The 26,146-nt window shown below is 71.7% G+C and carries 23 protein-coding genes, 1 tRNA gene and 1 pseudogene; 14 read left to right on the top strand and 11 right to left on the bottom strand.

Annotated elements, in window-relative coordinates; all coding sequences use genetic code 11:
* Positions 1 to 10: 10 nt before the first annotated feature.
* From QSK21_RS11000 to QSK21_RS11045, 10 genes and pseudogenes are all read right to left on the bottom strand, one after another.
* Positions 11 to 832, bottom strand: a complete 822-nt coding sequence (locus tag QSK21_RS11000; RefSeq protein WP_285695420.1) for a DUF6282 family protein — start codon at positions 830 to 832, stop codon at positions 11 to 13.
* A 1-nt stretch (position 833) separates the two neighbouring features.
* Positions 834 to 1,664: a nitrilase-related carbon-nitrogen hydrolase gene (locus tag QSK21_RS11005; protein WP_285695421.1), complete on the bottom strand. Its 831-nt coding sequence runs from the start codon at positions 1,662 to 1,664 to the stop codon at positions 834 to 836.
* Positions 1,661 to 2,626, bottom strand: a complete 966-nt coding sequence (locus QSK21_RS11010) for a glycine betaine ABC transporter substrate-binding protein (protein ID WP_285695422.1) — start codon at positions 2,624 to 2,626, stop codon at positions 1,661 to 1,663. Before QSK21_RS11010 ends, QSK21_RS11005 begins: the two co-directional genes overlap by 4 nt.
* A gap of 25 nt (positions 2,627 to 2,651) precedes the next feature.
* Positions 2,652 to 3,404 (bottom strand): ABC transporter permease, encoded by a 753-nt coding sequence (locus QSK21_RS11015; protein WP_285695423.1) that lies wholly within the window; start codon positions 3,402 to 3,404, stop codon positions 2,652 to 2,654.
* On the bottom strand, positions 3,401 to 4,402 hold the full coding sequence (locus tag QSK21_RS11020; RefSeq protein WP_502871546.1) for an ABC transporter ATP-binding protein: 1,002 nt from the start codon (positions 4,400 to 4,402) through the stop codon (positions 3,401 to 3,403). The genes QSK21_RS11015 and QSK21_RS11020 overlap by 4 nt, the downstream gene beginning before the upstream one ends.
* A complete protein-coding gene (locus tag QSK21_RS11025) occupies positions 4,395 to 5,042 on the bottom strand; it encodes an ABC transporter permease (RefSeq protein ID WP_285695424.1) in 648 nt (215 codons plus the stop codon). Before QSK21_RS11025 ends, QSK21_RS11020 begins: the two co-directional genes overlap by 8 nt.
* A 14-nt stretch (positions 5,043 to 5,056) precedes the next feature.
* Complete coding sequence (locus QSK21_RS11030) at positions 5,057 to 5,977, bottom strand: alpha/beta hydrolase (RefSeq protein WP_285695425.1); 921 nt, start codon at positions 5,975 to 5,977, stop codon at positions 5,057 to 5,059.
* A gap of 15 nt (positions 5,978 to 5,992) precedes the next feature.
* On the bottom strand, positions 5,993 to 7,111 hold the full coding sequence (locus tag QSK21_RS11035) for an IclR family transcriptional regulator (RefSeq protein WP_285695426.1): 1,119 nt from the start codon (positions 7,109 to 7,111) through the stop codon (positions 5,993 to 5,995).
* A gap of 100 nt (positions 7,112 to 7,211) precedes the next feature.
* Positions 7,212 to 7,562, bottom strand: a pseudogene (locus tag QSK21_RS11040) (alpha/beta fold hydrolase); the annotation flags it as partial.
* A gap of 710 nt (positions 7,563 to 8,272) precedes the next feature.
* Positions 8,273 to 8,344, bottom strand: a tRNA-Arg gene (locus tag QSK21_RS11045).
* 125 nt (positions 8,345 to 8,469) lie between these two features.
* Between QSK21_RS11045 and QSK21_RS11050 the strand changes: the two genes are divergently transcribed.
* From QSK21_RS11050 to QSK21_RS11110, 13 genes are all read left to right on the top strand, one after another.
* The gene (locus QSK21_RS11050; protein ID WP_285695690.1) at positions 8,470 to 8,832 is read left to right on the top strand and encodes a response regulator transcription factor; all 363 of its coding nucleotides are present in this window, start codon (positions 8,470 to 8,472) and stop codon (positions 8,830 to 8,832) included.
* Positions 8,833 to 8,878: 46 nt separating this feature from the next.
* The gene (locus tag QSK21_RS11055) at positions 8,879 to 9,556 is read left to right on the top strand and encodes a DALR anticodon-binding domain-containing protein (RefSeq protein ID WP_285695427.1); all 678 of its coding nucleotides are present in this window, start codon (positions 8,879 to 8,881) and stop codon (positions 9,554 to 9,556) included.
* The gene (lysA, locus tag QSK21_RS11060) at positions 9,553 to 10,947 is read left to right on the top strand and encodes a diaminopimelate decarboxylase (protein ID WP_285695428.1); all 1,395 of its coding nucleotides are present in this window, start codon (positions 9,553 to 9,555) and stop codon (positions 10,945 to 10,947) included. Before QSK21_RS11055 ends, lysA begins: the two co-directional genes overlap by 4 nt.
* Positions 10,948 to 10,970: 23 nt before the next feature.
* Entirely contained in the window at positions 10,971 to 12,260 is a 1,290-nt protein-coding gene (locus QSK21_RS11065) for a homoserine dehydrogenase (RefSeq protein WP_285695691.1), read from the top strand.
* Positions 12,261 to 12,315: 55 nt separating this feature from the next.
* Entirely contained in the window at positions 12,316 to 13,383 is a 1,068-nt protein-coding gene (thrC, locus tag QSK21_RS11070; protein WP_285695429.1) for a threonine synthase, read from the top strand.
* A complete protein-coding gene (thrB, locus tag QSK21_RS11075; protein ID WP_285695430.1) occupies positions 13,380 to 14,330 on the top strand; it encodes a homoserine kinase in 951 nt (316 codons plus the stop codon). The genes thrC and thrB overlap by 4 nt, the downstream gene beginning before the upstream one ends.
* Before the next feature lie 455 nt (positions 14,331 to 14,785).
* Entirely contained in the window at positions 14,786 to 16,696 is a 1,911-nt protein-coding gene (gene rho / locus QSK21_RS11080; RefSeq protein ID WP_285695431.1) for a transcription termination factor Rho, read from the top strand.
* Between the two features lie 722 nt (positions 16,697 to 17,418).
* Positions 17,419 to 18,750 carry a sensor histidine kinase gene (locus tag QSK21_RS11085; RefSeq protein ID WP_285695432.1) on the top strand — a complete coding sequence of 444 codons (1,332 nt, stop codon included), beginning with the start codon at positions 17,419 to 17,421 and terminating at the stop codon, positions 18,748 to 18,750.
* Positions 18,751 to 18,809: 59 nt separating this feature from the next.
* Entirely contained in the window at positions 18,810 to 19,463 is a 654-nt protein-coding gene (locus tag QSK21_RS11090; protein WP_285695433.1) for a response regulator transcription factor, read from the top strand.
* 163 nt (positions 19,464 to 19,626) lie between these two features.
* The gene (gene rpmE, locus QSK21_RS11095) at positions 19,627 to 19,851 is read left to right on the top strand and encodes a 50S ribosomal protein L31 (protein WP_285695434.1); all 225 of its coding nucleotides are present in this window, start codon (positions 19,627 to 19,629) and stop codon (positions 19,849 to 19,851) included.
* Between the two features lie 132 nt (positions 19,852 to 19,983).
* Positions 19,984 to 21,081: a peptide chain release factor 1 gene (gene prfA, locus QSK21_RS11100; protein WP_285695435.1), complete on the top strand. Its 1,098-nt coding sequence runs from the start codon at positions 19,984 to 19,986 to the stop codon at positions 21,079 to 21,081.
* Positions 21,078 to 21,938, top strand: coding sequence for a peptide chain release factor N(5)-glutamine methyltransferase (prmC, locus tag QSK21_RS11105; RefSeq protein WP_285695436.1), 861 nt, complete (start codon positions 21,078 to 21,080; stop codon positions 21,936 to 21,938). Before prfA ends, prmC begins: the two co-directional genes overlap by 4 nt.
* A gap of 97 nt (positions 21,939 to 22,035) precedes the next feature.
* On the top strand, positions 22,036 to 22,863 hold the full coding sequence (locus QSK21_RS11110) for an L-threonylcarbamoyladenylate synthase (RefSeq protein ID WP_285695439.1): 828 nt from the start codon (positions 22,036 to 22,038) through the stop codon (positions 22,861 to 22,863).
* Between the two features lie 46 nt (positions 22,864 to 22,909).
* On the opposite strand, the gene QSK21_RS11115 is transcribed toward QSK21_RS11110, so the two are convergent.
* On the bottom strand, positions 22,910 to 24,856 hold the full coding sequence (locus tag QSK21_RS11115) for a sensor histidine kinase (protein WP_285695440.1): 1,947 nt from the start codon (positions 24,854 to 24,856) through the stop codon (positions 22,910 to 22,912).
* A gap of 153 nt (positions 24,857 to 25,009) precedes the next feature.
* Here QSK21_RS11115 and QSK21_RS11120 point away from each other — a divergent pair, with 153 nt between their 5' ends.
* Positions 25,010 to 26,044 (top strand): DUF2207 domain-containing protein, encoded by a 1,035-nt coding sequence (locus tag QSK21_RS11120; protein ID WP_285695441.1) that lies wholly within the window; start codon positions 25,010 to 25,012, stop codon positions 26,042 to 26,044.
* The last annotated feature ends 102 nt before the right edge of the window (positions 26,045 to 26,146 follow it).

A 26,146-nucleotide genomic window follows, 5' to 3' on the forward strand; every position in this document is an offset into this window, starting at 1 on the left:
GGTCGGCCTTTCAGGTGAGGAAGAGCCGGGCGGGCACCGTGGACGCGGCCGCCTCGAGCACGCCGGGGTCGAGGCCCTGGCCCGCCAGCTCGTCGACGAGCCGGCGCAGCGCCTGCGGCGGCGGAGGGGAGTCCGGCTGGCCGGCGTCGGAGGACAGCACCAGGCGATCTGCGGCGGCGCGGGCGACGGCGGCCAGCGCCGCCGCGGTGCAGCCCGGCTGGTGCAGCAGCTGGTAGGCGGTGATCTCGACGTGCGCCCCGGCCTCGGCCAGTTCGGCGATCTCGGCGGGAGTCAGCGCCGGGACCGTGTAGGACGGATGGGTGAGCAGCACCCGCCGGATCCCGAAGTACCGCGCGCGGTGCAGCAGCCAGGCGCATTCCGGGCCGCTGAGATGGCCGGTGGCCAGCACGGCGTCGTGGTCGGCGATCAGCGCGAGGACGAGGTCGGCCGCGGTTCGCGCGTCCGGATCGACCGGGGGGACCGCGAAGACCCGGCGGTCCAGCCGCCGCTCGCGGTCGCACAGCCGGGGCAGGCCGGCCCGCTCCTGGGTGTGCGCGTCGGCCGTGGGCATCCACACCACGCGGCCGCCGGCGGCGAGGGCGGCCGCCACGGCGGCGGGGTTGATCCCGTCGGCGGCCTGGTTGAGCGTGATGCCGCCCAGGACGGGCATGCCGCTGCGGGACAGCGCCCGGGCCCTGCCGACCGTCGACTCATAGTGGCCCTTGAGGACGAACCCGTGGAATCCGTCCGACCGGTAGGCGTCGAGGACGTCGGCGTCGTCGCCGATCCTCGGCACGATGTCAGGCGCGGCGTGCACATGGCAGTCGAACATGTCACTTTTCCTCGGCGGCCAGGCGCGCGGCTTCACCGGCCACCAGGTCGAACCGGGACTCCTGCAGCAGCGGCCATCGCCGCCGCAGCGCGCGCAGCGCGGCGAGGTCGAGGTCGGCCACGGCCCGATCCTCGTCCGCGCCGAGCCGGACCAGCGTCTCCCCGTCGGGGCCGACCACGCACGATCCGCCCCAGAACCGCCGGCCGCGCTCGACGCCGGACCGGTTGACGAAGACGGCGTAGGTCTGCAGGGCGACCGCGGTGTGCGCGAGGAGAAGGTCCCACGCCTTGCGGACGGGGACGGCGGCCTCGCTTTCGACGCTGTTGGCGATGACCACGACGACCTCGGCGCCGCCGTGCGCGGCGAGCCACGGCAGCGGGGGCTGCCACAGGTCGTTGCAGATGAGCACCGCCACCCGGGCGCCGCGGACGTCATGGCAGCGCAGCCGGCCGCCGGGACGGAAGTGCTTGCGTTCCTCCCAGTCGCGGTAGGTGGGCAGGTACAGCTTGCGCTGCACCGCCACCCGTTCGCCGTCCACGATCGCGGCGCTGTTGTAGCGGTGATGGCGGTGGGCTTCGGCGAATCCGGCGACCACGGCCGGACCGTGCCCGCCGAGCCCGGCGAGCCGTTCGTCGGCGGCGGGCAGGGGGCGGGGGTCGTCGAGGTCGCCGAGGTGGTAGCCGTGGGTGGCCAGCTCGGGCGCCACCGCGAGGTCGGCGTCGGCGACCTGGCGGAGCCGCCGGTTCAGCTCCGCCAGATTCGCGTCCACCGCGCCGAGCCGAGGCGCGGTCTGCAGCAGGGCGACCCGCAGTGCCGGGGCGCTCCTCGTCATCCGATGAAGCCCTTGCTGCGCAGCCAGTCCCGGGCGGCCTGCTCAGGGGTCTTGCCGTCGACGTCCACCTTGGCGTTGAGGCCGCGCAGCGCCTCGTCGTCGAGCGCCGCCGTGATGGGCGCGATGATGTCGGCGAGCTGCGGGCTGCGGTCCGTCACCTGCTTGCGCACCGTCAGCGACGGGTTGTAGACGGCGAAGAACCGTTTGTCGTCCTGGAGCACGGTCAGCCCCAGCGCCTTGATCCGGCCGTCGGTGGCGAACACCTCGCCGAAGGTGCACGGGGAGGACTTGTCGATGGAGCTGTAGACCGCGCCGAGAGCGAGTTCGGCGACGGCCGACCGGGGCAGGTCGAAGCCGTAGGTCTTCTCCACCCCCGGCCAGCCGTCGTTGCGGCCCAAGAACTCCGCGGCGCCGCAGAACGTGGCCTGCTTAGCGTCCTTCTTGGCCAGCGCGGCGTAGTCGGAGATGGTCTTGACGCCGAGCTGGGCCGCCTTCTCGTTGGTGGTCGCGATGGCGTACGTATTGTTCGCCGGAGCGGGCGCGAGCCAGCGGATGCCCGACTGGGCCAGGTCGGCCTTGGCGACCGCCTCGTACTGCTGCCGAGAGTCGTTGATCGGCTTGGTCTGCTTGAGGTGGGTGATCCAGCCGGTGCCGGTGTACTCCCAGTACATGTCGATCGAGCCGCCGGTCAGCGCGTTGCGGACGGTGTTGCTGCCGGACATCCCGCAGCTGCGCTTCACCTGGGCGCCGACCGATTCCAGCGCGACGGCGGTGATCTCGCAGAGCACCAGCTGTTCGGTGAACTCCTTGGAGCCGACGGTCAGGGTGACGCCGTCCAGGCTGCCCTTCGATGCCAGGGAGCCCTTGGCGACGTCCCCCCCCGGGGACTGGCCCAGGGCGCAGCCGCCGAGGGGCAAGGCGGCCAGAGCCGCGAGTGCGATGGCGCGGAGTGGTGTGCGCATGGTCGATCCTTCCGTGGGGTGGATGTCAGAGGCCGCGTGGCCGGAGGAACTGCTCGGTGAGGCCGGCCAGCCAGTCCACCAGCAGGGCGAGTGCGACGGTGAGGACGCTGCCGGTCATCAGGACCGGCATGCGGTTGAAGACGATGCCGCTTTCGATCAGCGATCCCAGGCCGCCGGCGTTGGTGTAGGTGGCCAGGGTCGCGACACCGACATTGAGGATGAGGGCGATCCGGATCCCGGCGATCATCACCGGCACGGCCAGGGGCAGCTCGATCTTCAGCAGCACCTGCAGGGGGCTCATGCCCATGCCCCGGCCGGCGTCGATGACGGAGCGGTCGACCTGCCTCAGGCCGACCATCGTGTTGCGCAGCACCGGCAGGGCGGCGTAGGCCACCAGGGCGATCACCGCCATCGCGAACCCGACGTCGAACAGGATCGCCAGCAGCACCAGAACGCCGATGGACGGGATGGCCTGGCCCGCGTTGGCCAGTGCGAGGACCGGGGCGGCGAGCGGCCGGGCCCGGCGGCGGGTCAGCAGCACGCCGAGGGGGACCGCGATGACGATGACCGCGACGGTCGACGCCGCCACCAGGCGCACGTGCTCGACCGTCCGGGCGAGGATCTCGTCGGTCGCCACCAGCCGCGCCTCGATCGAGTCGAGCTCGGCCGTCTGCAGATACCCGAGCATGCCCGCCACCAGCGTCACCGCGATGACCGGCAGGGCCCAGCCGCGGGCCGGGGCGCCGGCCTCGACGGTCACCGTGTCGGCGGCGCTCACCGCGGTTCCCCTTTCGCGCGGGCCGCCGCGAGGAGCAGGTCGCGCAGCGTCAGCGAGCGCTCGCCATGGCCGTCGCCTTTGACCACCATCCTGTCGGCGCCCGACTGGAGCATCTCCTCCAGCGCCGTGTACACGGTGTGGTCCTCGGTGACGCGCACCGCGCCGTCGCCGGGCGGCTCGGTCCCGCCGGGGATGTCGGCCACCCGCAGCAGCCCGAGGCGGCGGATCGCGGCACCGGAGCCGACGAAGGAGCGGACGTAGTCGTCGGCGGGGGCGGAGAGGATCTCCAGCGGGGTGGCGAACTGCGCCAGCCGCGAGCCCTCACCGAAGATCGCGATGCGGTCGCCCAGCTTGAGCGCCTCGTCGATGTCGTGGGTGACGAAGACGATGGTCTTGCGGATGCGCTCCTGCAGTTTCAGGAACTCGTCCTGGAGCCGGTCCCGGGTGATCGGGTCGATCGCGCCGAACGGCTCGTCCATCAGCATGACCGGCGGGTCGCCGGCCAGGGCGCGCGCCACGCCGACGCGCTGCTGCTGCCCGCCGGACAGCTGCTTGGGGTAGCGGTCCCGGAACACGGCCGGATCGAGGCCGACCAGGTCGAGCAGCTCGTCGACGCGGTCGCGGATCCGGGCCTTGTCCCAGCCGAGCAACTTCGGCACCAGCCCGACGTTCTGGGCGACGGACATGTGCGGGATCAGGCCGATCTGCTGGATGACGTAGCCGATCCGCCGGCGGAGCCGGTCCGGATCGACGTCGGTGACGTCCTCTCCGTCGATCCAGATGCGGCCCGCGCTGGGTTCGACCAGCCGGTTGATCATGCGCAGGGTGGTGGTCTTGCCGCAGCCGGAGGGGCCGACGAAGACGACGAACTCACCGCGGCGGATGTCCATCGACAGTGCCGAGACGGCGTCGGTGGACTGGCCGGGGTAGCGCTTGACCAGCCCTTCCAGGCGGATCATCACGTCGGGCGGGGGAGTGCTGGCGGTGGGATCAGTCATGGAGCCCTCGCGGGGTGGTGAGCCGGCCGATGAGAACGAACAGAAGGTCGAGTGTCAGTGCGACGAGGACGACTCCGGCCACGCCGCTCATCGCCTCGTTGAACGCGTTGGCGCCGCCGATGCGGGACAGACCCCGGAAGATCAGCTCGCCGAGTCCCGGCCCGCGGACCGCCGCGCCGATCGACGCGATGGCCACGACCATGATCGTCGCCACCCGGATGCCGTTGAGGATCACCGGCCAGGCGAGCGGCAGCCGCACCAGCATCAGCCGCTGCCTGGACGCGAGCCCCATGCCCCGCGACGCGTCGATGACCGCGGGGTCGACGGTCTCCAGACCGGTGACGGTGTTCCGCAGGATGGGGAAGACCGCGTACACGGTGAGCGACACCACGGTCGGTGCGAGCCCCAGCCCGAGAACGGGGATGAGCAGGCCGAACAACGCGAACGACGGAATCGTCAGCAGCGTGCCGGTGACCGCCAGCAGTGCCCGGCGCACCCGGGGCGCGCGTTCCGTCGCGACCCCCAGGCCGACACCGATGACCGCGGCGATCGCCACGCTGAGAAGCACCACCTGCACGTGCTGCACGGTGAGGAACGCGATCCTGTCACTGTTCTGGTCGACGTACTCGATGAAGGACATGGCGGCGCCCCGATTCACCCGGTGCCGGCGGTGGTTCCGGTCGCGAACGCCTCGGCCAGGAAGCCGTCGATGAGGTCCACCACACGGAGGAAGGTCGGGTCGTCGTCGAACATCCACTCCGTGTGGCCCTTGCCCTCCAGCAGCTCCAACCGCTTGGGCTCCCCCGCCGCCTCGTAGAGGTGCCGTGCCTCCTCCGGCAGGTGCAGACGGTTCTCCGCGCCGTGCACGATGAGCAGCGGCCGCGGCGCGATCTGGTGCACGACGTCCACCGGACGGAACCGCAGCAGGTAGTCGGCCGACTCCAGGGTCACGCCCGAACCGAACCCGGGCGCCTTGTACAGCTCCTCGTCGACGTACGTGTCGGTGCGCCGGTCGAGGTCGAGCCGGACGATGTCCCACGGGGAGGTGATCTCGGAGCGGCCGTGCGCGGCGCGGTGGACGCGGTCCGCGGCCACCCGCTTGAGCAGGCTCTTCCACGACTCCTCGTCGTGCATGTTCCGGGTGGACCGGCAGCCGTCGGCGATCCCGTTGCAAACGATCACCGCGCGGACCCGGGGGTCGTCGGCCGCCGCGGCGATGACGGCTCCTCCGCCGAGGGCCCAGCCGAGCAGGGCCACCCGGTCGGAGTCGAGATCGGCATGCCCGGTGACCCGGTCGACCGCGGCGCGCAGGTCCTCGGCCCACTCCTGGGGCACCAGGCGGCCGCGCTCCCCTTCGCTGAGGCCGAAGCCGCGGTAGTCGAACGCCAGGACGGCATAGCCCCGCCGGGTCAGCGCACGGGCGAACCGCTCCGGGTGAATGACCTTGAGTCCCTGAAATCCGCTGGCCGGAACCACGATCGGGTACGGTGCGCCCGCACCGCTGTCGTCAGGGAGGTGCAGATCAGCGTCGAGCCGATGGCCGTTGCTGAAGAAGGGCAAGGGAATCGTATGCATGCGTGTACTCCTGATTCAGCGGGGCTCCAGGCATTCGGGCCCGGAAGGACTGGACGAGATGGCTTGCGAGAGGTGGGCCGCGGCCGCCGCGACCTGCTGGCCGACCGCGGTGAGCCGGTCCTGCAGGCGGTAGGCGGGTGCCGAGACATTGAGCGCGGCGATGATCTGGTTACGGAAATCCCGCACCGGAGCGGCCGCGGCGACGAGATCCTTCTCGAACTCCCCGTCCACGACCGCGAAGCCGCGTCGCCTGGCCTGGTGCACGCGACGCAGCAGTTCGTCGACGTCCTTGGGCGCCTTCGGCCCCGGACCCGAGAACGGCACGTCCGCCAGCAGTTCCCGGATCTCGTCGTCGGAATGGTCGAGCAGGAGGGCACGTCCGGACGAGGTGCAGTGCACCGGCGACGTCCGGCCCACCCAGCCGACCACCTCGATGGTCCGCCGCGAACTCTCCGACAGGATCGTGAGCGCCTCGCGACCGTGCAGGACCGTCAGATGGACGCGCTCCTGCGTCACATCGGACAGCCGTCGCATCACCGCCGGAGCGAGCAGCAGCAGCCGCTGGTCGCCGGCCCGTGCCGCCAAGGTGAACAGCCGCCACCCGAGCCGGTGCCGTCCGTCCGGGCTGCGTTCCACCAGCCCCAGTTGGACGAGCGGCCGCAGGCCCCGCGACACGATCGACTTGTCGCGTCCGAGGGTGCGCGCGAGCTCGGCCACGGTCATGCCGTCGCCGCAGCTCAGCGCCTCGAGGATCGCCAACAGCCGGGCCGCTGATGTGCGCTCCGTCTCACTCATGCCTAGCGATGGTGGAGGAGCGTTACCGATCGCGCAACAGACTATTGCATTCAATGCAACGGTAATTGACGAAACGCGACAAAGGAATCGCATCCACCCTGTTGTGGACTCCGCTTCGCCACGAGCGCCCAGGCCGGTGCGCTCCGCCGGGAGGGCGGCGGCCGGCCGCTCGCCGTAGCGGATCGGCTGGAAGGGGTCCTCGCCCCAGACGATCAGCACGCGGCACTTGAGCCGCTCCACCTCGTCCATCGCCGCGGACAGGTCCTCGGTGCGCAGCGCGCGGGCGGCGCGCAGGTAGGCGGCGCGGCCTTCGCGTCCTTCGAAGGGGGCGGCGTACATCGCGGCGAGCCCGGGGGCGGCGGCCTGGTCGCCGAGCCCTTTTGGCCAGCGATTTCCGCAGTCCGGCGGCCAGGTCGATGCTCTGGATGCGTTCGTCCCAGCCGGGGTCGCGCAGCCGGGCGATCGTCGGCTCGGGGAAGGAGTCGTAGGCGACGGTGTCGACGAGCACCAGCCCGGTGACGCGGTCGGGCGCGCGGACGGCCAGCAGCTGCGCGATCCCTCCGCCGATGTCGTGCCCGACGACCAGCACGTCCCTCAGCTCCCACTGGTCCAGGAGCGTGTGCAGCAGCCCGGCCTGCACCGGAAGCGTCGGCGCGGGCTCGGCGGGCTTGGCGGAACCATGGCACCCGGTCGGTCCTGGTGGAACACCGCTCAGAGGCGTGGTGCAGACCGTCACCTGCGCCGTCTGCGGCGCCGGGGTCGGCGAGCTCAACACGCTTCGCGCCGTCATCGGCGGCGTCGAGCTCGACAAACCCCTGCACACCCTCGGCCGCCGTGCGGGCGGTCCCGTCAGCGTCGGTGCTGCCTGCCCCTATCCGCCGTGGGTTGGGTGCCGCACCCGCAAGGTTCTGGCTGGTGCGGCAGTCACGTCGGCCAGCCCCGTTCTCGCGACCCGGCGCTGCCGCCCGCGGCGCTCGGTCACAGGCGAACCCCAGGTTCCGCGGCGGTGCACTTCGTTGGTTCGCGGTCCATGCCGCGCGGAGCATGCGGGCGTCTGTGCAGGTCGCGCCGCTGCTGGAGCGGTCGCAATGTCGAGGCCCGTCGTCGGGCAGGACGAGATCGCCAAGCGTCGCATCTCCGACGCCCTCAACGGTGGGAAGCCCCCAGTGTCGGCCGGTCCCCGTGGGACCGTATTGGGACCGATCAACCGGGGTGCGCCCGAGCGGCCGCCGCCCACGCCGACGCACCCGCGACGCCCTGCGCCGCTGCGGCACCGACCACCTCGTCCTCCGCACCGGCCGCGAAGGGATCACATCGCCGGCTTCGGGCAGGCAGTTGAACCAGGGACGGCCATCGGCGGCCGGCGCAGACGGCAAGGCCGAACCGGCGAAGGGGGCCGAGACGTCGCGGTTCGCGTTCGGTCGCCTAGAGTCCCACACAGCAGAAGGCTCCTGGCCGACGTTGCGCTGGTCAGGGGCTCCTTCTTGCTGGTGATCTCGGTGCCCCCTGCAGGATTCGAACCTGCGCACACGGCTCCGGAGGCCGTTGCTCTATCCCCTGAGCTAAGGGGGCGGTTGCGTTCTGGCGCGGAAGGAAGGTTACCAGGGTTGGTGAGTGGGCGCGTACCTGGACGGTTCGCTGTGCGTTGCCGGGTGGAGTCGACTAACTTCGTGGCCGTGACCGAGCCACTGGGACGCGTGCTGGTCGTTGACGACGATGAGGTGATCCGGCAGCTGATCGCGGTGAACCTTCAGCTTGAGGGGTTCGAGGTGTCGACCGCGGTGGACGGTCAGGACTGCCTGGAGAAGGTGGTCGAGGTGCGTCCCGATGTGATCACGCTGGACGTGATGATGCCGCGGCTGGACGGGTGGGTGACGGCGATGCGGCTCAGGGAGGACGAGCTCACCCGGGACATCAAGGTCGTGATGATCACGGCCAGGGCGCAGGAGCACGACATCAGGCGGGGGCACGAGATCGGCGTGGACGCGTACGTGACCAAGCCGTTCGACCCCAACCAGCTGATCCAGACGGTGCGGAAGCTGGCGGCGGCGTCCGCGTAGCTTGGCGGCGTGCTGTCTCGAATAGTGGTCGGCTAGTCTCACCAGGGTGACTCCGGGCGAGGTGAGTGCCGCTCTTGGGCGGGCGGTCGAGCGTGCCGGGGGTTGTGCGGCGGACGTGGGGCTTCGCTGCGTGGGGCCTGGGGTTTACCGGAGTCCTGTGGCTTTGCGGGTTGGTGTTGATGCCGAGGTTGTTGCGAATTTTGTGAGAGACGTTGCCGGGATTGGGGCTGTGGAGGTGGACGGCGGGTTTCTTCGGATCGTGGTGGAACGGCCGGAGGAATTGGCTTCTGATGTCGCCCGAAACCCTTCGTACGGGTGGGGGCGGGTTAAGGCGGTTGCTTGGGCGGATAGGCCGCGGACGTTCGATAATCCAGGGTTTCGGGTGAGGTATGCGTACGCGCGGGCTGCCGCTGTGGGGAGGCGGGCCCGGGATCTGGGGGTGGAGGCGGGCCCGCCGGAGGGGTTGGGCCGGCGGGAAGAGTTGGCGTTGCTGGCCTTGTTGGGGGAGATGCCGGGGTGGGTGCGCCAAGGGGAGCTGGGCGGGTTCCTCGTGCGCCTCGCCGACGGCTTCCATGACGTTTACGAGCGTTGCCCCGCGCTGCCTCAGGGCGGGGAGGAACCGGGTGCGTTGCACGCGGCGAGGGTCACCTTGGCGGAGGCCGCGCGCGTCGCCCTGGGCAACGGCCTGAAGATGATCGGTGAGACCCCGAGAGAGCGGATATGAGCAGAGTTCACCCCGCCGGACCCCGGCATGCCGACGTCCTGCCCGAGGAGCACCCGATGCCGCCGGCGGACGATCTGAACGCGCTGGATCCGCAGATCTGGCCGCGCGGCGCCAAGCGCGAGGACGACGGTGTCGTGCGCATCGGCGGCGTGGACGTGCGGGACCTGGCCCGGCAGTACGGGACGCCCCTGTTCGTCTATGACGAGGAGGACGTGCGGTCGCGGGCGCGGGAGTACGCGGCGGCGTTCCATGACGGCGATGTGCACTACGCGGGAAAGGCGTTCCTGTGTACGGCCGTGGCCCGCTGGCTGCACGAGGAAGGGCTCGGCTTGGACGTGTGCAGCGGGGGAGAGCTGGCGGTCGCGCTGGCGGCGGGCTTTCCCGCGGAGCGCATCACCATGCACGGCAGCAACAAGTCGGTGGCGGAGCTGGACCGTGCCCTTGAGGCCGGTGTCGGACGGATCGTGCTCGATTCGTTCCAGGAAATCGCCCGGCTCGGTTTTCTGGCAAAGGAAAAGGGTGTCAGGGCGAAGGTGATGGTGCGCGTCACGACGGGTGTCGAGGCGCATACGCACGAGTTCATCGCGACCGCCCATGACGACCAGAAGTTCGGTTTCTCAAGGAGCAACGGGGACGCGCTCGAGGCCGTGCGGAGGGTGCTCGAACTCAAGCAACTCGAATTGGTGGGGCTGCACTCCCATATCGGCTCGCAGATCTTCGACACCGACGGGTTCGAGGTGGCCGCGCACCGGCTCGCCGGGCTGCTGGTGGCGATCCGGGACGAGCACGGGATCGAGCTACCCGAGCTGGACCTGGGCGGCGGCTACGGCATCGCCTACGTGCCGGGTGACGAACCCCACGACCCGAAGGACCTGGCGGACGGGCTACGGTCGATCGTGGCCCACGAGTGCAAGGCGTACGGGCTGGCGATGCCCAGGCTGACCGTGGAGCCGGGACGCGCGATCATCGGGCCCGGCGGGGTGACGCTGTACGAGGTCGGCACGGTCAAGAACGTCGAGGGGCTGCGCACGTACGTGTCGGTCGACGGCGGGATGAGCGACAATCTGCGCACCGCCCTGTACGGCGCCGAGTACTCCTGCGTGCTGGCGAGCCGGGCCTCCCAAGAGGACCCGATGCTCTCCAGGCTTGTCGGCAAGCACTGCGAAAGCGGGGATATCGTCGTGCGGGACCTGTGGTTGCCCGAAGATCTTACGGCGGGGGACCTGGTGGCGGTGGCCGCGACGGGTGCGTACTGTCGGTCGATGGCCAGCAACTACAACTTCGTTCCGAAGCCGGCGGTGGTGGCGGTGCGGAACGGGGAGTCGCGGGTGATCGTCCGCCGCGAGACCGACGAGGATCTGCTGCGGCTCGATGCGGAGGTTGGAGCGTGAAACCCGAGGGGAGCCCGCTGCGGGTGGCGCTGCTGGGATGCGGCGTCGTGGGCTCGGAGGTGGTGCGGCTGCTGCGTGAGCAGGCGGCCGACCTGAGCGCGCGCGTGGGCGCCCCGCTGGAGGTGGCGGGGATCGCGGTGCGCCGGCTGGACCGCGACCGGGCGGGCATCGACCCGGGGCTGCTGACGACCGACGCCCAGTCCCTGGTCACCCGGGACGACGTGGACCTGGTGGTCGAGGTGATCGGCGGGATCGAGCCGGCCAGGTCGCTGATGCTGGAGGCGATGAAGACCGGCAAGTCGGTGGTCACCGCCAACAAGGCGCTGCTGGCCGAGGACGGCGAGACGCTGTTCGCCGCGGCCCGCGAGTACGGCGCCGACCTGTACTACGAGGCGGCGGTGGCGGGCGCGATCCCGCTGCTGCGCCCGCTGCGCGAGTCGCTGGTGGGCGACCACGTGCACCGGGTGCTGGGCATCGTGAACGGCACCACCAACTACATCCTCGACCAGATGGACACCCACGGCGCCGGTTTCAACGAGGCGCTGGAGGAGGCGCAGGCGCTCGGGTACGCCGAGGCCGACCCCACCGCCGACGTGGAGGGCTTCGACGCGGCGGCCAAGGCCGCGATCCTGGCGCAGCTCGCCTTCCACACCCCCGTCACCGCCGCCGACGTCCACCGCGAGGGCATCACCGAGGTGACCGCCGCGGACGTGTCCGGCGCCAAGGAGATGGACAGCGTCGTCAAGCTGCTGGCCATCTGCGAGCGCGTCCCGGACGAGGACGGCCGCAACGGCGGACGCGGGGTCTCGGTACGCGTCTACCCCGCGATGATCCCTCGGTCGCATCCGCTGGCCAGCGTGCGCGGGGCGTTCAACGCGGTGTTCGTGGAGGCCGAGTCGGCGGGGTCCCTGATGTTCTACGGTGCCGGCGCGGGCGGTGCGCCCACCGCGTCCGCCGTCCTGGGCGACCTGGTCGCGGTGGCCCGCAACCGGGTGGCCGGAAGCCGCGGGCCGGTCGAGGTCACCTACGCCAAGCTCCCCGTCCTGCCGATGGGTGAGACGATCACGCGCTACTACGTCCAACTGGACGTGGCGGACCGGTCCGGGGTGCTCGCGGCCGTGGCCGAGGAGTTCGCCCGGCAGGACGTGTCGATCCAGGCCGTCCGCCAGGAGGGCAGGGGGGACGAGGCGCAGCTGGTCGTGGTGACGCACCGGGCACCGGACGCCGCCCTGTCCGCCACCGTGGATCGCCTCCACAAGCTCGACATCGTGCGCGAGGTGGCCAGCGTAATGCGCGTAGAGGGCGACGAGTAGGCTCCCCGGAAGCCTAGAATCTGCGCGACATCGCAGGTCATCTGAGGAGAACGACGTGAACGCGACCGCCCGCGCCTGGCGCGGCCTCATCGAGGAGTATCGCGACCGCCTTCCGGTGACGGGAGCCACGCCCGTCGTCACCCTGCTGGAGGGCGGGACACCGTTGCTGCCGGCGCCGCGGGTGTCGCAGCTGACGGGATGCGAGGTGTATCTCAAGGTCGAGGGCGCGAACCCGACCGGGTCGTTCAAGGACCGCGGCATGACGGTGGCGATCAGCAAGGCCGCCGAGGACGGTGCCAAGGCGGTGATCTGCGCGTCCACCGGCAACACCTCGGCCTCGGCCGCCGCCTACGCGGTACGGGCCGGGATGACCTGCGCGGTGCTGGTGCCACAGGGCAAGATCGCGATGGGCAAGCTGGCGCAGGCGCTGGTGCACGGCGCGCGGCTGCTCCAGGTGGACGGCAACTTCGACGACTGCCTCGAACTGGCCCGGAAGCTGTCGGTGGACTATCCGGTGGCGCTGGTCAACTCGGTGAACAAGTACCGGCTGCAGGGCCAGAAGACCGCCGCGTTCGAGATCGTGGACGCGCTCGGCGACGCCCCGGACGTGCACTGCCTCCCGGTCGGCAACGCCGGCAACATCTCCGCGTACTGGATGGGGTACGGGGAGTACGCCGCGGACGGGATCGCGTCCCGGCGCCCCCGGATGCTGGGCTTCCAGGCCAGCGGCGCGGCGCCGTTCGTGAAGGGCGAGCCCGTCCTGAAGCCGCAGACGATCGCCACCGCGATCCGCATCGGCAACCCCGCGTCCTGGGACCTGGCGATCGCGGCGCGGGACGAGTCGGGCGGCGCGATCGACTCGGTCACCGACCGGCAGATCCTGGCCGCGTACCGGCTGCTGGCCACCGAGGAGGGCGTGTTCGTCGAGCCCGCGTCCGCGGCCAGCGTCGCGGGGATCCTCCAGGCCGCCGAACGCGGTGTCGTACAGCCCGGTTCCAGGGTCGTGTGCACCGTGACGGGCAACGGCCTCAAGGACCCCGACTGGGCCATCTCCGGCGCGCCCGCCCCCACCACCGTCAAGGTGGACGCGCACGCCGCCGCCTCCGCTCTCGGGCTGGCATGACCCACCAGTGGTCCATCGGCGCCCGCGTCGTCGTCGAGGCGCCGGCGACCAGCGCGAACCTCGGGCCGGGGTTCGACTCGCTCGGGCTGGCGCTCACGCTGTACGACGAGGTCGAGGTGGCGGTCACCGGCGGCGGCCTGTCCATCGAGGTGGACGGGGAGGGTGCCGAGGTCGCCGACCGGGGCGAGCGGCACCTGATCGTGCGCGTGCTGCGGCGGTCGTTCGAGCTGGCCGACGAGCTGGCGGAGTCCGATCTAGGCCAGCCTCCGGGCCTGGCGCTGCGCTGCGTCAACCGGATCCCGCACAGCCGCGGGCTCGGCTCGTCCTCCGCTGCGACCGTCGCCGGCATCCTCGCGGCGCGGCACCTGCACCCCGCGGGACGGGTGCTGGACGACCTGGTCGCGCTGCGGCTCGCCACCGAGATCGAGGGGCATCCCGACAATGTCGCGCCCTGCCTGTCCGGCGGGCTCACCATCGCCTGGACGGGCAAGGACGGCCCGTCCTCGGTCCGGCTGGAACCCAAGAACGACCAGGTCATCGCGTTCGTCCCGGAGCAGCGGCTGGCCACCGAACGGGCGCGGGGGCTGCTGCCGGAGACCGTCCCGCACGCCGACGCCGCCGCCAACGCGGGACGGGCCGCGCTGCTCGTCGCCGCGCTCACCGAGGGGCTCGGGGACGAGATCCTCATGGCCGCGACGGAGGACCGGCTGCATCAGGACCACCGCGCCCCGGCCATGCCGGAGTCGGCGGAACTGCTCGCCCGGCTGCGCGCCGCCGGTGTCCCCGCGGTCATTTCCGGGGCAGGACCTACTGTCCTGGGCTTCACAAGCGCCGCGAGAGTTGATTCGATGGCGCCGAAAGTGGGTAATGGCTGGCACATACACCCGCTGAACGTCGCCCCCCGCGGCGCACGCGTTCGGCGTGACGGTTCCAGCGTCCGGCCTTGACCTTCGCAGACGATGCATGGGCGAGGACGGCCGCGGCGGCCCGCCCTGGTGGAATGATCCGGCTAGGTAAAATGCGAAGACATCGACCTCTGGGGAATAGCAGTGTGCCCTGGTGATGTTAGGCTGATTGCCGCACCAGATGCCCCGTTCGGGGCCCTGTGCTCGTCAGCCGCGCGTCGCCTGTCCGGCCCTTCGGTCGTGTCGGTCCCGCGTACTAGGCTTCCCGACACCGTGACATCCCGATGTCAGGCGTTCCTGCGAACCAACTTCGGAGGTAGCGGTACCGGGAACTCGCACGAGCGAAACGTCCCGACCACCATCTGGCTGTGCCCAGAAATCGCGGAGCGCGGTGACGCCGCGCGCCGCGGAGCCCGACTCGGCGCCCCCGCCGGGCCGCACTACCGGGTTGCCTGGCCGCTCGCCGGCCTACACCCGCTCCCTGGGAAGGACCCTTAGTGAGCGAATCCAGCGAACTGCTTACGGACGCATCCAGCACGGCACCAGCCGCTCCGGAAGGCACGCAAAGCGCCGAGGGCGCGCAGCGCGCCACCCCCCGGCGCCGCCGGTCCGGCACCGGCCTGTCGGCCATGGTGCTGCCCGAGCTCAAGGCGCTCGCGTCCAGCCTCGGCATCACCGGCACCACTGGGATGCGCAAGAGCCAGCTCATCGCCGCCATCCAGGAGAAGCAGGGCGGCGACCAGGGCTCGGGCGGGGGCGAGCAGGGAGCCGCTGGCACCGTGGCGGCCGAGACGCCGGCCACCCGCACCCGCCGTGGCCGCAACACCGCGGCCAAGCGGGCCGAGGCCGAAGGGCAGGTCGCCCTCGCCGAGGCCCCGGCGCCGGCCCCCGCGGCCGAGCAGCCGGCGGACGAGGACAAGGGTGAGACCAAGGACGAACCCAAGGCCGACGGTCGCGCCGCCGAGCGCCAGGAACGGCAGGACAAGCAGGCCGAACGCCGTGGCGGGGGCCGGGCCGAGGACGACGGCGGCGAGGCCCAGGGCGGACGCGAGGGCCGCGAGGGTGGCCGCGAGGGCCGGCAGCGTTCCCGTCGCGAGCGGGGTGAGGGCCGTGACCAGGGCGGACGCCAGCGCGGCGGCCAGGGCTCCGGGGGCGGCGGCCAGTCCGACGACGAGGACGGCGGCGGCCGGGGGCGGCGCGGGCGCCGGTTCCGCGAGCGCAACCGCGGCCGTGGCGGGCGCGACCGCTACGAGGAGCCGGTGATCACCGAGGACGACGTCCTGATCCCCGTCGCGGGCATCCTCGACATCCTCGACAACTACGCGTTCGTGCGCACCACCGGCTACCTGCCGGGTCCCAACGACGTGTACGTCTCGCTGGCGCAGGTCCGCAAGAACGGGCTGCGCAAGGGCGACGTCATCACCGGCGCCGTCCGGCAGGCCCGCGAGGGCGAGCGGCGGGAGAAGTTCAACGCGCTGGTCCGGCTCGACACCGTGAACGGGATGGAGCCCGACCAGGCCAAGAGCCGCGTCGACTTCACCAAGCTGACCCCGCTGTACCCGCAGGAGCGGCTGCGCCTGGAGTCGGACCCGGGGATCCTCACCACGCGGATCATCGACCTGGTGTCGCCGATCGGCAAGGGCCAGCGCGGCCTGATCGTCTCGCCGCCCAAGGCCGGCAAGACGATGGTGCTGCAGGCGATCGCCAACGCGATCACCAAGAACAACCCCGAGTGCCACCTCATGGTCGTCCTCGTCGACGAGCGTCCCGAGGAGGTCACCGACATGCAGCGGACGGTGAAGGGCGAGGTGATCCACTCGACCTTCGACCGTCCCGCCGAGGACCACACCACGGTCGCCGAACTCGCCATCGAACGCGCCAAGCGCCTGGTGGAGCTGGGCCACGACGTCGTCGTCCTGCTGGACTCGATCACCCGTCTGGGCCGCGCCTACAACCTGGCCGCGCCCGCCTCGGGCCGCATCCTGTCCGGTGGTGTCGACTCGACCGCCCTCTACCCGCCCAAGCGGTTCTTCGGCGCGGCCCGCAACATCGAGAACGGCGGCTCGCTGACGATCCTGGCCACCGCCCTGGTGGAGACCGGGTCCCGCATGGACGAGGTCATCTTCGAGGAGTTCAAGGGCACCGGCAACATGGAGCTCAAGCTCAACCGGAGCCTGGCCGACAAGCGCATCTTCCCGGCGGTGGACGTGGACCAGTCCAGCACCCGCAAGGAAGAGATCCTCATGGCCCCCGAGGAACTCCGCGTCGTCTGGCAGCTCCGCCGGGTCCTGCACGCCCTGGAGACCCAGCAGGCCCTGGAACTCCTCATCGAGAAGATGAAGGAGACCAAGTCCAACGCCGAGTTCCTGCTCCAGGTCCAGAAGACCACCGTCTCCGACGACCGCTGAGCAAGCCGTACCACCCGGCCCGCGCCACCCCGGCGCGGGCCGTTTCGCGCTCTCACCCACCCCAACCCCGAACGGCGCCCAGGCGTTGCGATCGCGTCCGAAGGCAGGTTCCGAGCCTGCGAGGAACCTGATCGCGAAGCGAGCCCCTGGGCGAGTCGGAGCGATGCAGCGATCGCCGCAACCGCAACAAGCGGCCAGCCGCCAAGGCGAGAAGCGCAGCTCGCACCTGCAAATAAGCACCTCTCGCACCCACCCCAGCCCCAACCCCAGCCCCGAACGGCGCCCAAGCGTTGCGATCGCGTCCGAAGGCAGGTTCCGAGCTTGCGAGGAACCTGATCGCGCAGCGAGCCCCTGGGCGAGTCGGAGCGATGCAGCGATCGCACGCGGTGCCGGAGAAGGAGGGCGCCCAGCGCCCGACGCCGCAGGCACCGCCAATGAACACGCGTTGCGATCGCGTCCGAAGGCAGGGGCGAGCGGAGCGAGACCCTGATCGCGGAGCGAGCCCCTGGGCGAGTCGGAGCGATGCAGCGATCGCACGCGGTGCCGGAGAAGGAGGGCGTTCAGCGCCCGACGCCGCAGGCACCGCCAATGAACACAGCGCAGCTTGCGGTTGCCCAAAAAACTCTGGTTTTCCCTACCCCTGGGAGGCGGTGGGCACCATGGCCGTTGGGGGCGGTGTCGGCGAGGCTGGTTGCGTACGGTGGACCTGGCACGGAGGAGCGATGAGCGAGATGAGCGGCAGCGCCACGGCGGCCATGCGCACGCGGACGGTGGTGAAGGGGACCTGGAATCCGGTGGCGTTGGCGCGTTCGTCGGTGACGTGGCGTTCGGCGCTTTACCTGGGTGCCAGCATGTTCGTCGGGCTGGCCTGGTTCGTGTCCTTGGTCGTGGGGTTGTCGGTGTCGGCGGCCACGGTGGTGATCTGGGTGGGTATCCCGGGCCTGGCGCTGATGATGGTCTACTGGCGGTTCGCGGCGGTGCTGGAGCGGGGGATGGCGTGGGCGGCGTTCGGTGTGCGGATTCCCAGTCCGTACCGTCCGTTGCCGCCGGGGCGTAATCCGCTGACGAAGCTGAAGACGATGGCGGGTGACCCGGCCACGTGGAAGGACCTGCTGTATCTCGCCCTGCGGTTCCCGTTGGGCGTGGTGGAGTTCGCTGTGATGGTGGCGGTCTGGAGCGCGGCCGGGGCGTTTCTGGCGCTGCCGCTGATCGCCGCGGCCGAGGGCGGCGTCGAGGTGAGCTTCGGCGTGGTGTCGTTCTGGGCGGACAACGCGTTCGGGGCGCTGCCCGGCACGCTGGTCGGGGTGCTGCTGGGAATTCTGGGGATGTACGTGACGCGGGGCATGGCCGCAGGGCACATGGTGCTCACCCAGTTCCTGCTCGGCCCGTCCCGTACGCAGGTGGAGAACCTGCGGTTGCGGGAGCGGACCGCGCATCTGCGGGCCAGCCGGGCGCGCGGGGTGGACGCGGCGGAGTTCGAGCGCCGCAGGATCGAGCGCGACCTGCACGACGGGGCCCAGCAGCGGCTGCTGGCGGTGGCGATGGACATCGGACGTGCCCGCGCCAAGCTGGACGAGGACCCGGAGGGCGCCCGCGCGCTGATCGAGCAGGCGCATTCGGGCACCAAGGAGGCGATCTCCGAGCTGCGTGATCTGGCTCGGGGCATCTACCCGGCGATCCTCACCGACCGCGGCCTGGACCCGGCGCTGTCGGGGCTGGCGGGGCGGGCGCCGGTGCCCGTGGAGGTGCAGGTGGATCTGCCGGAGCGTCCGCCCGCCGCGGTGGAGAGCATCGCGTACTTCATCGTGGCGGAGGCGCTGGCGAACATCGCGAAGTACGCCCGCGCGACCCGGGCCGGCGTGCGCGTCCACCGCGAGGACTCCTGGGTGATCGTCGAGGTGACCGACGACGGGGTCGGCGGTGCCGTGGCGCGCCCCGAGGGCGGGCTGGCGGGCCTGGCCGACCGTGCGGCGACCATCGACGGCCTGCTCACCGTGGACAGCCCGGTCGGCGGGCCGACGGTGATCCGGGCGGACCTGCCCTGCACCTGGTAGCGGCCGGGGCTCGGCCCGCCGGTGGACAGGCGGTCCGGCGGCACCGGGATAATGGGTGCATGCGGGTCGTGATCGCCGAGGATTCGGTGTTGCTGCGGGAAGGGCTGGTGCGGCTGCTGGCCGACGCCGGGATCGAGACCGTGGCGACGGTGGGTGACGGCCCCGGCCTGCGGGCCATCGTGGAGGAGCACCGTCCCGACCTGGCGATCGTGGACGTGCGGATGCCGCCGTCCTTCACCGACGAGGGCCTGCGGGCGGCCCTGGCGGTGCGGGAGCGGCTGCCGGAGATGCCGATCCTGGTGCTGTCCCAGTACGTGGAGGAGCGGTACGCCACCGACCTGATCCTCGGCGGCGCCAAGGGCGTCGGGTATCTGCTGAAGGAGCGGGTGGCCGAGGTGGGGGAGTTCATCGACGCGGTGCGGCGGATCGCCGCCGGCGGCACGGTGATCGACCCGGAGGTGATCAGCCAGTTGCTGGGCCGGCGGCGTACCGGAGACCCGCTGGAGTCGCTCACGCCACGCGAGCACGAGGTGCTGGGGCTGATGGCCCAGGGCCGGTCCAACGGCGCGATCGCGAAGGACCTGGTGGTCACCGAGGGCGCCGTGGAGAAGCACATCTCCAACATCTTCATGAAGCTGAATCTTCAGCCCGCACAGGGCGGCCACCGCCGCGTCATGGCCGTCCTCGCCTACCTGGGCCGTGCCGGTACGTGATCCGGGCGGTGGCCGGGAATGACCGGTGACCTCGGCACGTTGGGTTATCTGGCACACTAAGAGGGCTGACCGCTGCGGTACCGGTTCACGCATCCCCCGTTCTCCCGCGCATCCCGCGCGAGGCCGGGACGCGCCCGGCGACCGCCACAAGCGAGGAGAACCCGTGAAGCCTGAGATCCACCCGAACTACGTCGTCACCACCGTGACGTGCACGTGCGGCAACACCTTCGAGACCCGTAGCACCGCCGAGAACGGCGTCATCCACGCCGACGTGTGCTCGAACTGCCACCCGTTCTACACGGGCAAGCAGAAGATCCTGGACACCGGCGGCCGCGTGGCGCGCTTCGAGCAGCGCTTCGGCAAGAAGGCCCGCGGCAGGGGCAAGTAGGCTTTCGGGCGCCCGGCCCGGGGAGGCACCGCGTGTGCGGCCCCGGGCCGTTGGAACGCTGTCATCCCGCGGGTTCGCGTCCGCGGGCCGCGCGGCCGGTGCGGACAGGTCCGGCCAGAGACAAGGCACACCGTGAATCTCGACGATCTGATCAGCGAATACGCCGACATCGAGGGCCGGCTCGCGGATCCGTCCGTGCACGCCGACCAGGCGCTGGCCCGCCGTCTCGGCAAGCGCTACGCCGAGCTGCGCCCGATCGTCGAGGCCGGGCGGGAGCTGGCCGCCGTCGACGACGACCTGGCGGCCGCGCGCGAGCTGGCCGGTGAGGACGAGGCGTTCGCCGCCGAGGCCACCGAGCTGGAGAAGCGCCGCGAGGAGCTGGCCGAGCGGGTACGGCGGCTGCTGGTGCCGCGCGACCCCAACGACTCCAAGGACGTCATCCTGGAGATCAAGGCGGGGGAGGGCGGCGAGGAGTCGGCGCTGTTCGCCGGTGACCTGCTGCGCATGTACCTGCGGTACGCGGAGCGGGTCGGCTGGAAGACCGAGATCCTCGACTCGCACCCGTCCGACCTGGGCGGCTACAAGGACGTGACGGTCGCGGTGAAGTCCAGGGGCATGGCCGAGGAAGGCGTGTGGACCCGCCTGAAGTACGAGGGCGGGGTGCACCGCGTCCAGCGTGTCCCGGTGACCGAGTCGCAGGGGCGGATCCACACCAGCGCGGCGGGGGTCCTGGTGACCCCTGAGGCGGAGGAGGTCGACGTCCAGATCGACCCGAACGACCTGCGCATCGACGTGTACCGGTCGTCCGGTCCCGGCGGGCAGAGCGTCAACACCACCGACTCGGCGGTGCGGATCACGCATGTGCCGACGGGGGTCGTGGTCTCCTGCCAGAACGAGAAGAGCCAGCTCCAGAACAAGGAGCAGGCGCTGCGCATCCTGCGGTCCCGGCTGCTGGCGATGGCGCAGGAGGAGGCGGACGCGGCGGCGGCGGCCGAGCGCAAGAGCCAGGTCCGGACGGTCGACCGGTCTGAGCGGGTGCGCACCTACAACTACCCGGAGAACCGGATCTCCGACCACCGGGTCGGCTACAAGGCGTACAACCTCGACCAGGTGCTGGACGGGGATCTGCACAACGTCACGCAGGCGCTGGTGGACGCGGACATGGAGGCCCGGCTGGCGGCCGCGCAGAAGTCCGAAGGGGACGGATCGGGGACGCGCCGGTCGTCATGAACCTGCTGCTCGACGAGGTCGCCAGGGCCACGGCGCGGCTCGCCGACGCGGGCGTGGCCTCGCCGCGCGCGGACGCCGAGGAGCTGGCGGCGGCGGTGCACAAGGTGAACCGGTCGGAGCTGCACAAGGTGCCGGACGCCGCGTTCGACGCACTGTTCTGGGAGTATGTGGCCCGCCGCGAGGCGGGGGAGCCGTTGCAGCACATCACGGGACGCGCGTACTTCCGCTACCTGGAGCTGAAGGTCGGCCCCGGGGTGTTCGTCCCCCGCCCGGAGACCGAGGTGATGGTCGGCTGGGCGCTGGAGACCCTGCGCGAAATGGACGTGCAGGACCCGCTGGTGGTGGATCTGGGTACGGGCTCGGCGGCGATCGCGCTGTCGATCGCCCTTGAGGCCCCCCGCGCCCGGGTCCACGCGGTGGAGAAGGACCCGACCGCCTTCGTCCACGCGACCCGCAACGTCGAGGAACTGGACGAACGGGGCCGGGTGCGGCTGCATCTCGGCGATTTCGCCACCGCGCTGGCCGAGCTGGACGGCACCGTCGACCTGGTGATCAGCAACCCGCCGTACATCCCGATGAGCGAGTGGGAGTACGTGCCGCGCGACGTCCGCGACCACGATCCCGCGGACGCCCTGTGGGGCGGCGGGGACGACGGCCTGGACGCGATCCGTACCGTGGAACGTACCGCCCGCCGCCTGCTGCGGCCCGGCGGGTCCGTGGCGGTCGAGCACAGCGACCTTCAGGGCAACGCGGTCTACTGGATCTTCGCCGAGGAGAACGGCTGGCGCGACGTCCGCAACCGCCGCGACCTGACCAACCGGGACCGGTTCGTCACCGCCCGTCTGGGGACGCCGTGACGTGCGCGAGGCCCTGGCGGGCGTGGCTATCCTGGGCCGTGCCCCCGCCGTCACGGCCGGTGGCATCCGCATCCAGTCCTTGGGGGGACGGGCGAACGTGAGCCGAGTTTATGACTGCTCCGAGCCGTTGGAGCGCACCCGCGGGATCGCCGAGGCGGTCTCGGCCGCGCGCCGCGGCGAGCTGATCGTGCTGCCGACCGACACGGTGTACGGGGTCGGCGCCGACGCGTTCACGCCGCCCGCCGTGTCGGCCCTGCTGGACGCGAAGGGGCGGGGCAGGCAGATGCCCCCGCCGGTGCTGGTGGGGTCCGTGCGGGCCGCCACGGCGCTCGTGGAGGACCTGGGGACGTACGGTCAGGACCTGATCGACGAGTTCTGGCCCGGGGCGCTGACGCTGGTGTGCCGCGCCAACCAGAACCTGCTGTGGGACCTGGGCGAGACCAAGGGCACGGTCGCGGTGCGGATGCCGATGCACGAGCTGGCGGTCGAGCTGCTCAAGGAGACCGGTCCGCTGGCCGTGAGCAGCGCGAACCTGACCGGGCGGGCCCCGGCCCGCACGGTGGGGGACGCGGAGAAGATGCTCGGCGACGCGGTGTCGGTGTACCTGGACGGCGGCCCGTCGGGGCATGCCGAGCCGTCCACGATCGTGGATCTGACCGGTTCGGTGCCGCGGCTGCTGCGGGCCGGCGCGGTGTCCGAGGACAAGATCCGTTCCGTGGTGGGCGTGCTGCTGACCGACGAGGACGAGCGGGACGACAAGGACGACGACAAGGACGACGGCAAGGACGACGGCAAGGACACGGAGGACTCGGTTCCGGCCCCCCGAACCGCCACTGAGAAAGACGACGAGAAGGGTGTGGAGGACGCCGCGAAGCCGTCCCTGGTAAAGGACGAGCCGGGCCCGTCGCTCACCAAGGAAGACTGATTCCCCTCCGGTTTTCCGCGCCTTTTCCGTACGGAATCAGTTCGCGTCAGTTCGCCGTCTCAGCGCTTTTCTCCTCCTGGAGGGCGTCCAGCAGGGCGCGCATGTCCGTAAGAGCGGCCCGTGCGTGCTCGGCCACGTCCGCGAGGGCTTTCTGGGCGTCGGTCTCGGCGGAGGCCATGCCGTCTTCGGCGGCGCGGACGAGCCGGGCGGTGTGCTTGAGGACGGTGGCGCGCAGCCCCATCGCGATACGGTGCCGTTCGGCGACGACGGCCTCGCCGGTCCTCGCCGCCATGGTCTCCAGCGCGTCGGTCTCCCATTGCGCGCGGCGTGCCGCGATGGCGCGTCCCCAGGCCCAGAAGGGCAGCAGCACCAGCACCGCGAACACCCACGCGATCACGCCCAGCACGGTCATCTCCAGTGGGCCCGTGGGATGGTCGAGGGCGGCCGCCGCGGCGAACGCGACGCCGCCCGGCACTCCGGCGACGAGCGGGGCGGGCCAGGTCGGCACGCCCTGCCGCGCGTGGCAGCCGACCGAGGAGACCGCGACCATCGTGGCGGCGCTGCCGAAGAAGAGCAGCGTCAGCATCGTCTCCGACCCCGCCAGGCCGGCGAGCACGGCCCACACGCAGTCGATCACGATCAGGGACGCGAGGACGGTGGAGGGGGCGCGCCTGCGCCACCACAGCGGCAGCGCCCGCCCGATGATCGCGACCATGGCGAGGGCCGCCGCGCCGACGGGCCAGCCGCGCAGGAACGCGTCGGGCGGGGCGAACGCCAGCACGGCCGGGAGCGCGACGCACACCCCGAGCGTGGCGCCGTCGAGGACCTCCGGCCATCCCGGTCCGCGCCCTGTGGACGGCGAGTGGGGCAGGACGGCCCGGACCACCCATCCGCCGGTGTCCTCGTCGGGCCCGGCGGTGAGGGTGCCGCCGAGGGAGTCGGCACGTTCCCGCATGCCCGCGATGCCGCGTCCGCCGCCCATGGCCGGGATGGGGATCTCCTCGGGGGGCTTGCCGTTGCGGACCACCACCTCCACGTTCTCCGATCCGTGCCGGACGTCGACGGAGACGGCCGCGCCCTGGGCGTAGCGCATCGCGTTCGTCAGCGCCTCCTGGACGATCCGGTACGCGGCGTTGGCCACCTGGGGTCGCAGCCGCCGCGTTCCCTCGACAGAGAGCGATACGGGGACGCCCAGGCGTGTCAGGCCCTGGCAGAGGGGAGGCAGCAGGGTGTCCAGGCGCCCGTCCCCGGATTCGGGGCCGCCGACGACGTCCACGAGGCGGCTGAGCGCCTTGAGGACGTCCCGTCCGGTGTCGGCGGCGGAGGTGAGCGCGCGGCCGGTCAGGTCGGGGTCGTCGATGCGGGACGCGGCGGTGGTGTGGACGACGACGGCGCTGAGGTGGTGCCCCGCCACGTCGTGCAGGTCGCGGGCGAGCCGCTCGCGTTCGGCGCCGGCGGCGTCCCGCCGTTCGCGCTCCTCGGCGGCCAGCCGTGCGGCCAGGTCGCGGCGCCGGGCCTTGTGCTGCCGCCGGAGCTGGCCCAGCGCGGTGATGGCGATGTAGGCGGCGGCGTCCAGGATCCCGTTGGTCAGGAGCGCCGCCGTGCCCTCGCGCACCGGCGCGAACGCGACCGACATCACGGCGTAGGCGGCGATGCAGCCGATCATGGCCTGGCGGCGGTCGCGGTGCACCGCGAGGGAGAACAGCGCGACGCCGTCGGCCACGCCGCCCGCGAGGGCCTCGGTGGTGTCGACCGCGACGATCCCGGCCGCGCCCAGGACGAGGGTCGCGGCGAGCACGGGCGCCGGTGCGATGCGGCGCCAGATCAGCGCGGCGTTGCAGCCGAGGATGGCGGCCACGGCGACCGTCCACCGGCCGCGTTCCAGGGGCTGGTCCGTTCCGGCGGTCAGCAGCCAGGTGCCGATGATCTGGGCGAACGCGAGCAGCGCCGGCACGGCGAAGTCGCCGATGCCGAGGCGGTGATCTCCGGTCACCGCGAATCGCCCCCGCGGTCGCATGATCCAAGACTCTAGGACGGGCAGGCAAACCCGTCATACCGGCGATGTGAGGGTTTTCTCGTGACTTCAGGGAGGTCTCGGGGCGCTTTCCGGCGCGGCGCGTGTCCGAATGGTGGAACCATGCCTGACGTGGGTGCAAGTCTTCGGGGGGCGGCGGCCGCAGTGGGCGCCGCGGCGGTGCTGGCCGCCGGTGCCGCCGTGCCCGCGCGGGCGGCGCCCGTGGAAGAGCGGGAGCCGGAGCCCGTCGAGAGCATCCCCGCCTACGACGTCGTCCTGGCGATCGACGAGGACGCGGCGCTGCACGTACGGGAGACGATCACCTACGACTTCGACCGGGGCGGCGAGCACGGCATCGCCCGGCGGGTGCCGTACCGGCGCGGGAACCGGCTCTTCGAGATCCGCGACGTGCGGGCCAGCTCGTCCACCGGGGCGCCGGCGCGGGCCCGCTCCCTGCGGCTGTTCAACGACGTCAGGATCACCGTCGGCGAGCGCGGACGCCGCGTCACCGGGCGCCAGGCGTACGTGATCGAGTACGCCGTCGACGGGGCGCTGACCCCGCGCCGCGACGGCGACGAGCTGGTCTGGGACGCGGTCGGCACCGGCTGGGGCGTGCCGATCGGCGAGGCGGCCGTGCGGGTGGAGGCGCCGGTTCCGCGGCCCAGCGCGTCCTGCACCGCCGGGGCGCCGGGCGTGCGCGTCGCCGGGACCGCCTGCCTGCACTACCGGGACGGCCCGTACGCGATCGAGTTCACCCAGCGCGGGCTGCGTCCCGGCGAGGGCATGGTGATCAGGGTCCTGCTGCCCAAGGGGGCGGTGCGGGTGCCGCCGCCCCGGTACGCGCCTCCCCGCTGGCGGTCCACCTGGGCGGGCACCGTCGCCCTGGCGGTCGTGTTCGGCGCCGTGGGGCTGGTGGCGTGGCGGTGCGGACGTGGCCGTCCGCTGCCGGGATCCCGGACGGGGAACGCGCTGGTCACCTGCGGGACGCTGGTGGCGCTGGCCGACTTCGCCGAGGACGTGGTGCCCGGCGGCCCGTGGGCGTTCGCGCTGGGCGATCCGGCCCTCGCCGGCCTCGCCACCGTGATCGCCGGCGCCGGGTTCGGGTATGCCCAGAGGGCGCGGCTCGGGGAAGGCGGGGCATATGTTCCGGTGGGCGACTACAGTTGATCGGCACGGCCCCAGGTGTGTGAACACCATGCGCACGGTGTTCGTCCAACCGGGTGTTCGGTCCGCTCGACGTTCCGGCGCGTACCGGCGCGTACCGGCTTG

It is taken from the genome of Actinomadura sp. NBRC 104412 (genome assembly GCF_030269515.1).
Lineage (GTDB): Bacteria > Actinomycetota > Actinomycetes > Streptosporangiales > Streptosporangiaceae > Spirillospora.

Coding starts and splice junctions, on each gene's coding strand:
- QSK21_RS11000 (WP_285695420.1), bottom strand. CDS start 832: ATGTTCGACTGCCATGTGCACGCCGCGCCTGACATCGTGCCGAGGATC.
- QSK21_RS11005 (WP_285695421.1), bottom strand. CDS start 1,664: ATGACGAGGAGCGCCCCGGCACTGCGGGTCGCCCTGCTGCAGACCGCG.
- QSK21_RS11010 (WP_285695422.1), bottom strand. CDS start 2,626: ATGCGCACACCACTCCGCGCCATCGCACTCGCGGCTCTGGCCGCCTTG.
- QSK21_RS11020 (WP_502871546.1), bottom strand. CDS start 4,402: ATGACTGATCCCACCGCCAGCACTCCCCCGCCCGACGTGATGATCCGC.
- QSK21_RS11025 (WP_285695424.1), bottom strand. CDS start 5,042: ATGTCCTTCATCGAGTACGTCGACCAGAACAGTGACAGGATCGCGTTC.
- QSK21_RS11030 (WP_285695425.1), bottom strand. CDS start 5,977: ATGCATACGATTCCCTTGCCCTTCTTCAGCAACGGCCATCGGCTCGAC.
- QSK21_RS11035 (WP_285695426.1), bottom strand. CDS start 7,111: ATGTACGCCGCCCCCTTCGAAGGACGCGAAGGCCGCGCCGCCTACCTG.
- lysA (WP_285695428.1), top strand. CDS start 9,553: ATGAGCAGAGTTCACCCCGCCGGACCCCGGCATGCCGACGTCCTGCCC.
- thrB (WP_285695430.1), top strand. CDS start 13,380: ATGACCCACCAGTGGTCCATCGGCGCCCGCGTCGTCGTCGAGGCGCCG.
- QSK21_RS11085 (WP_285695432.1), top strand. CDS start 17,419: ATGAGCGAGATGAGCGGCAGCGCCACGGCGGCCATGCGCACGCGGACG.
- QSK21_RS11090 (WP_285695433.1), top strand. CDS start 18,810: ATGCGGGTCGTGATCGCCGAGGATTCGGTGTTGCTGCGGGAAGGGCTG.
- prmC (WP_285695436.1), top strand. CDS start 21,078: ATGAACCTGCTGCTCGACGAGGTCGCCAGGGCCACGGCGCGGCTCGCC.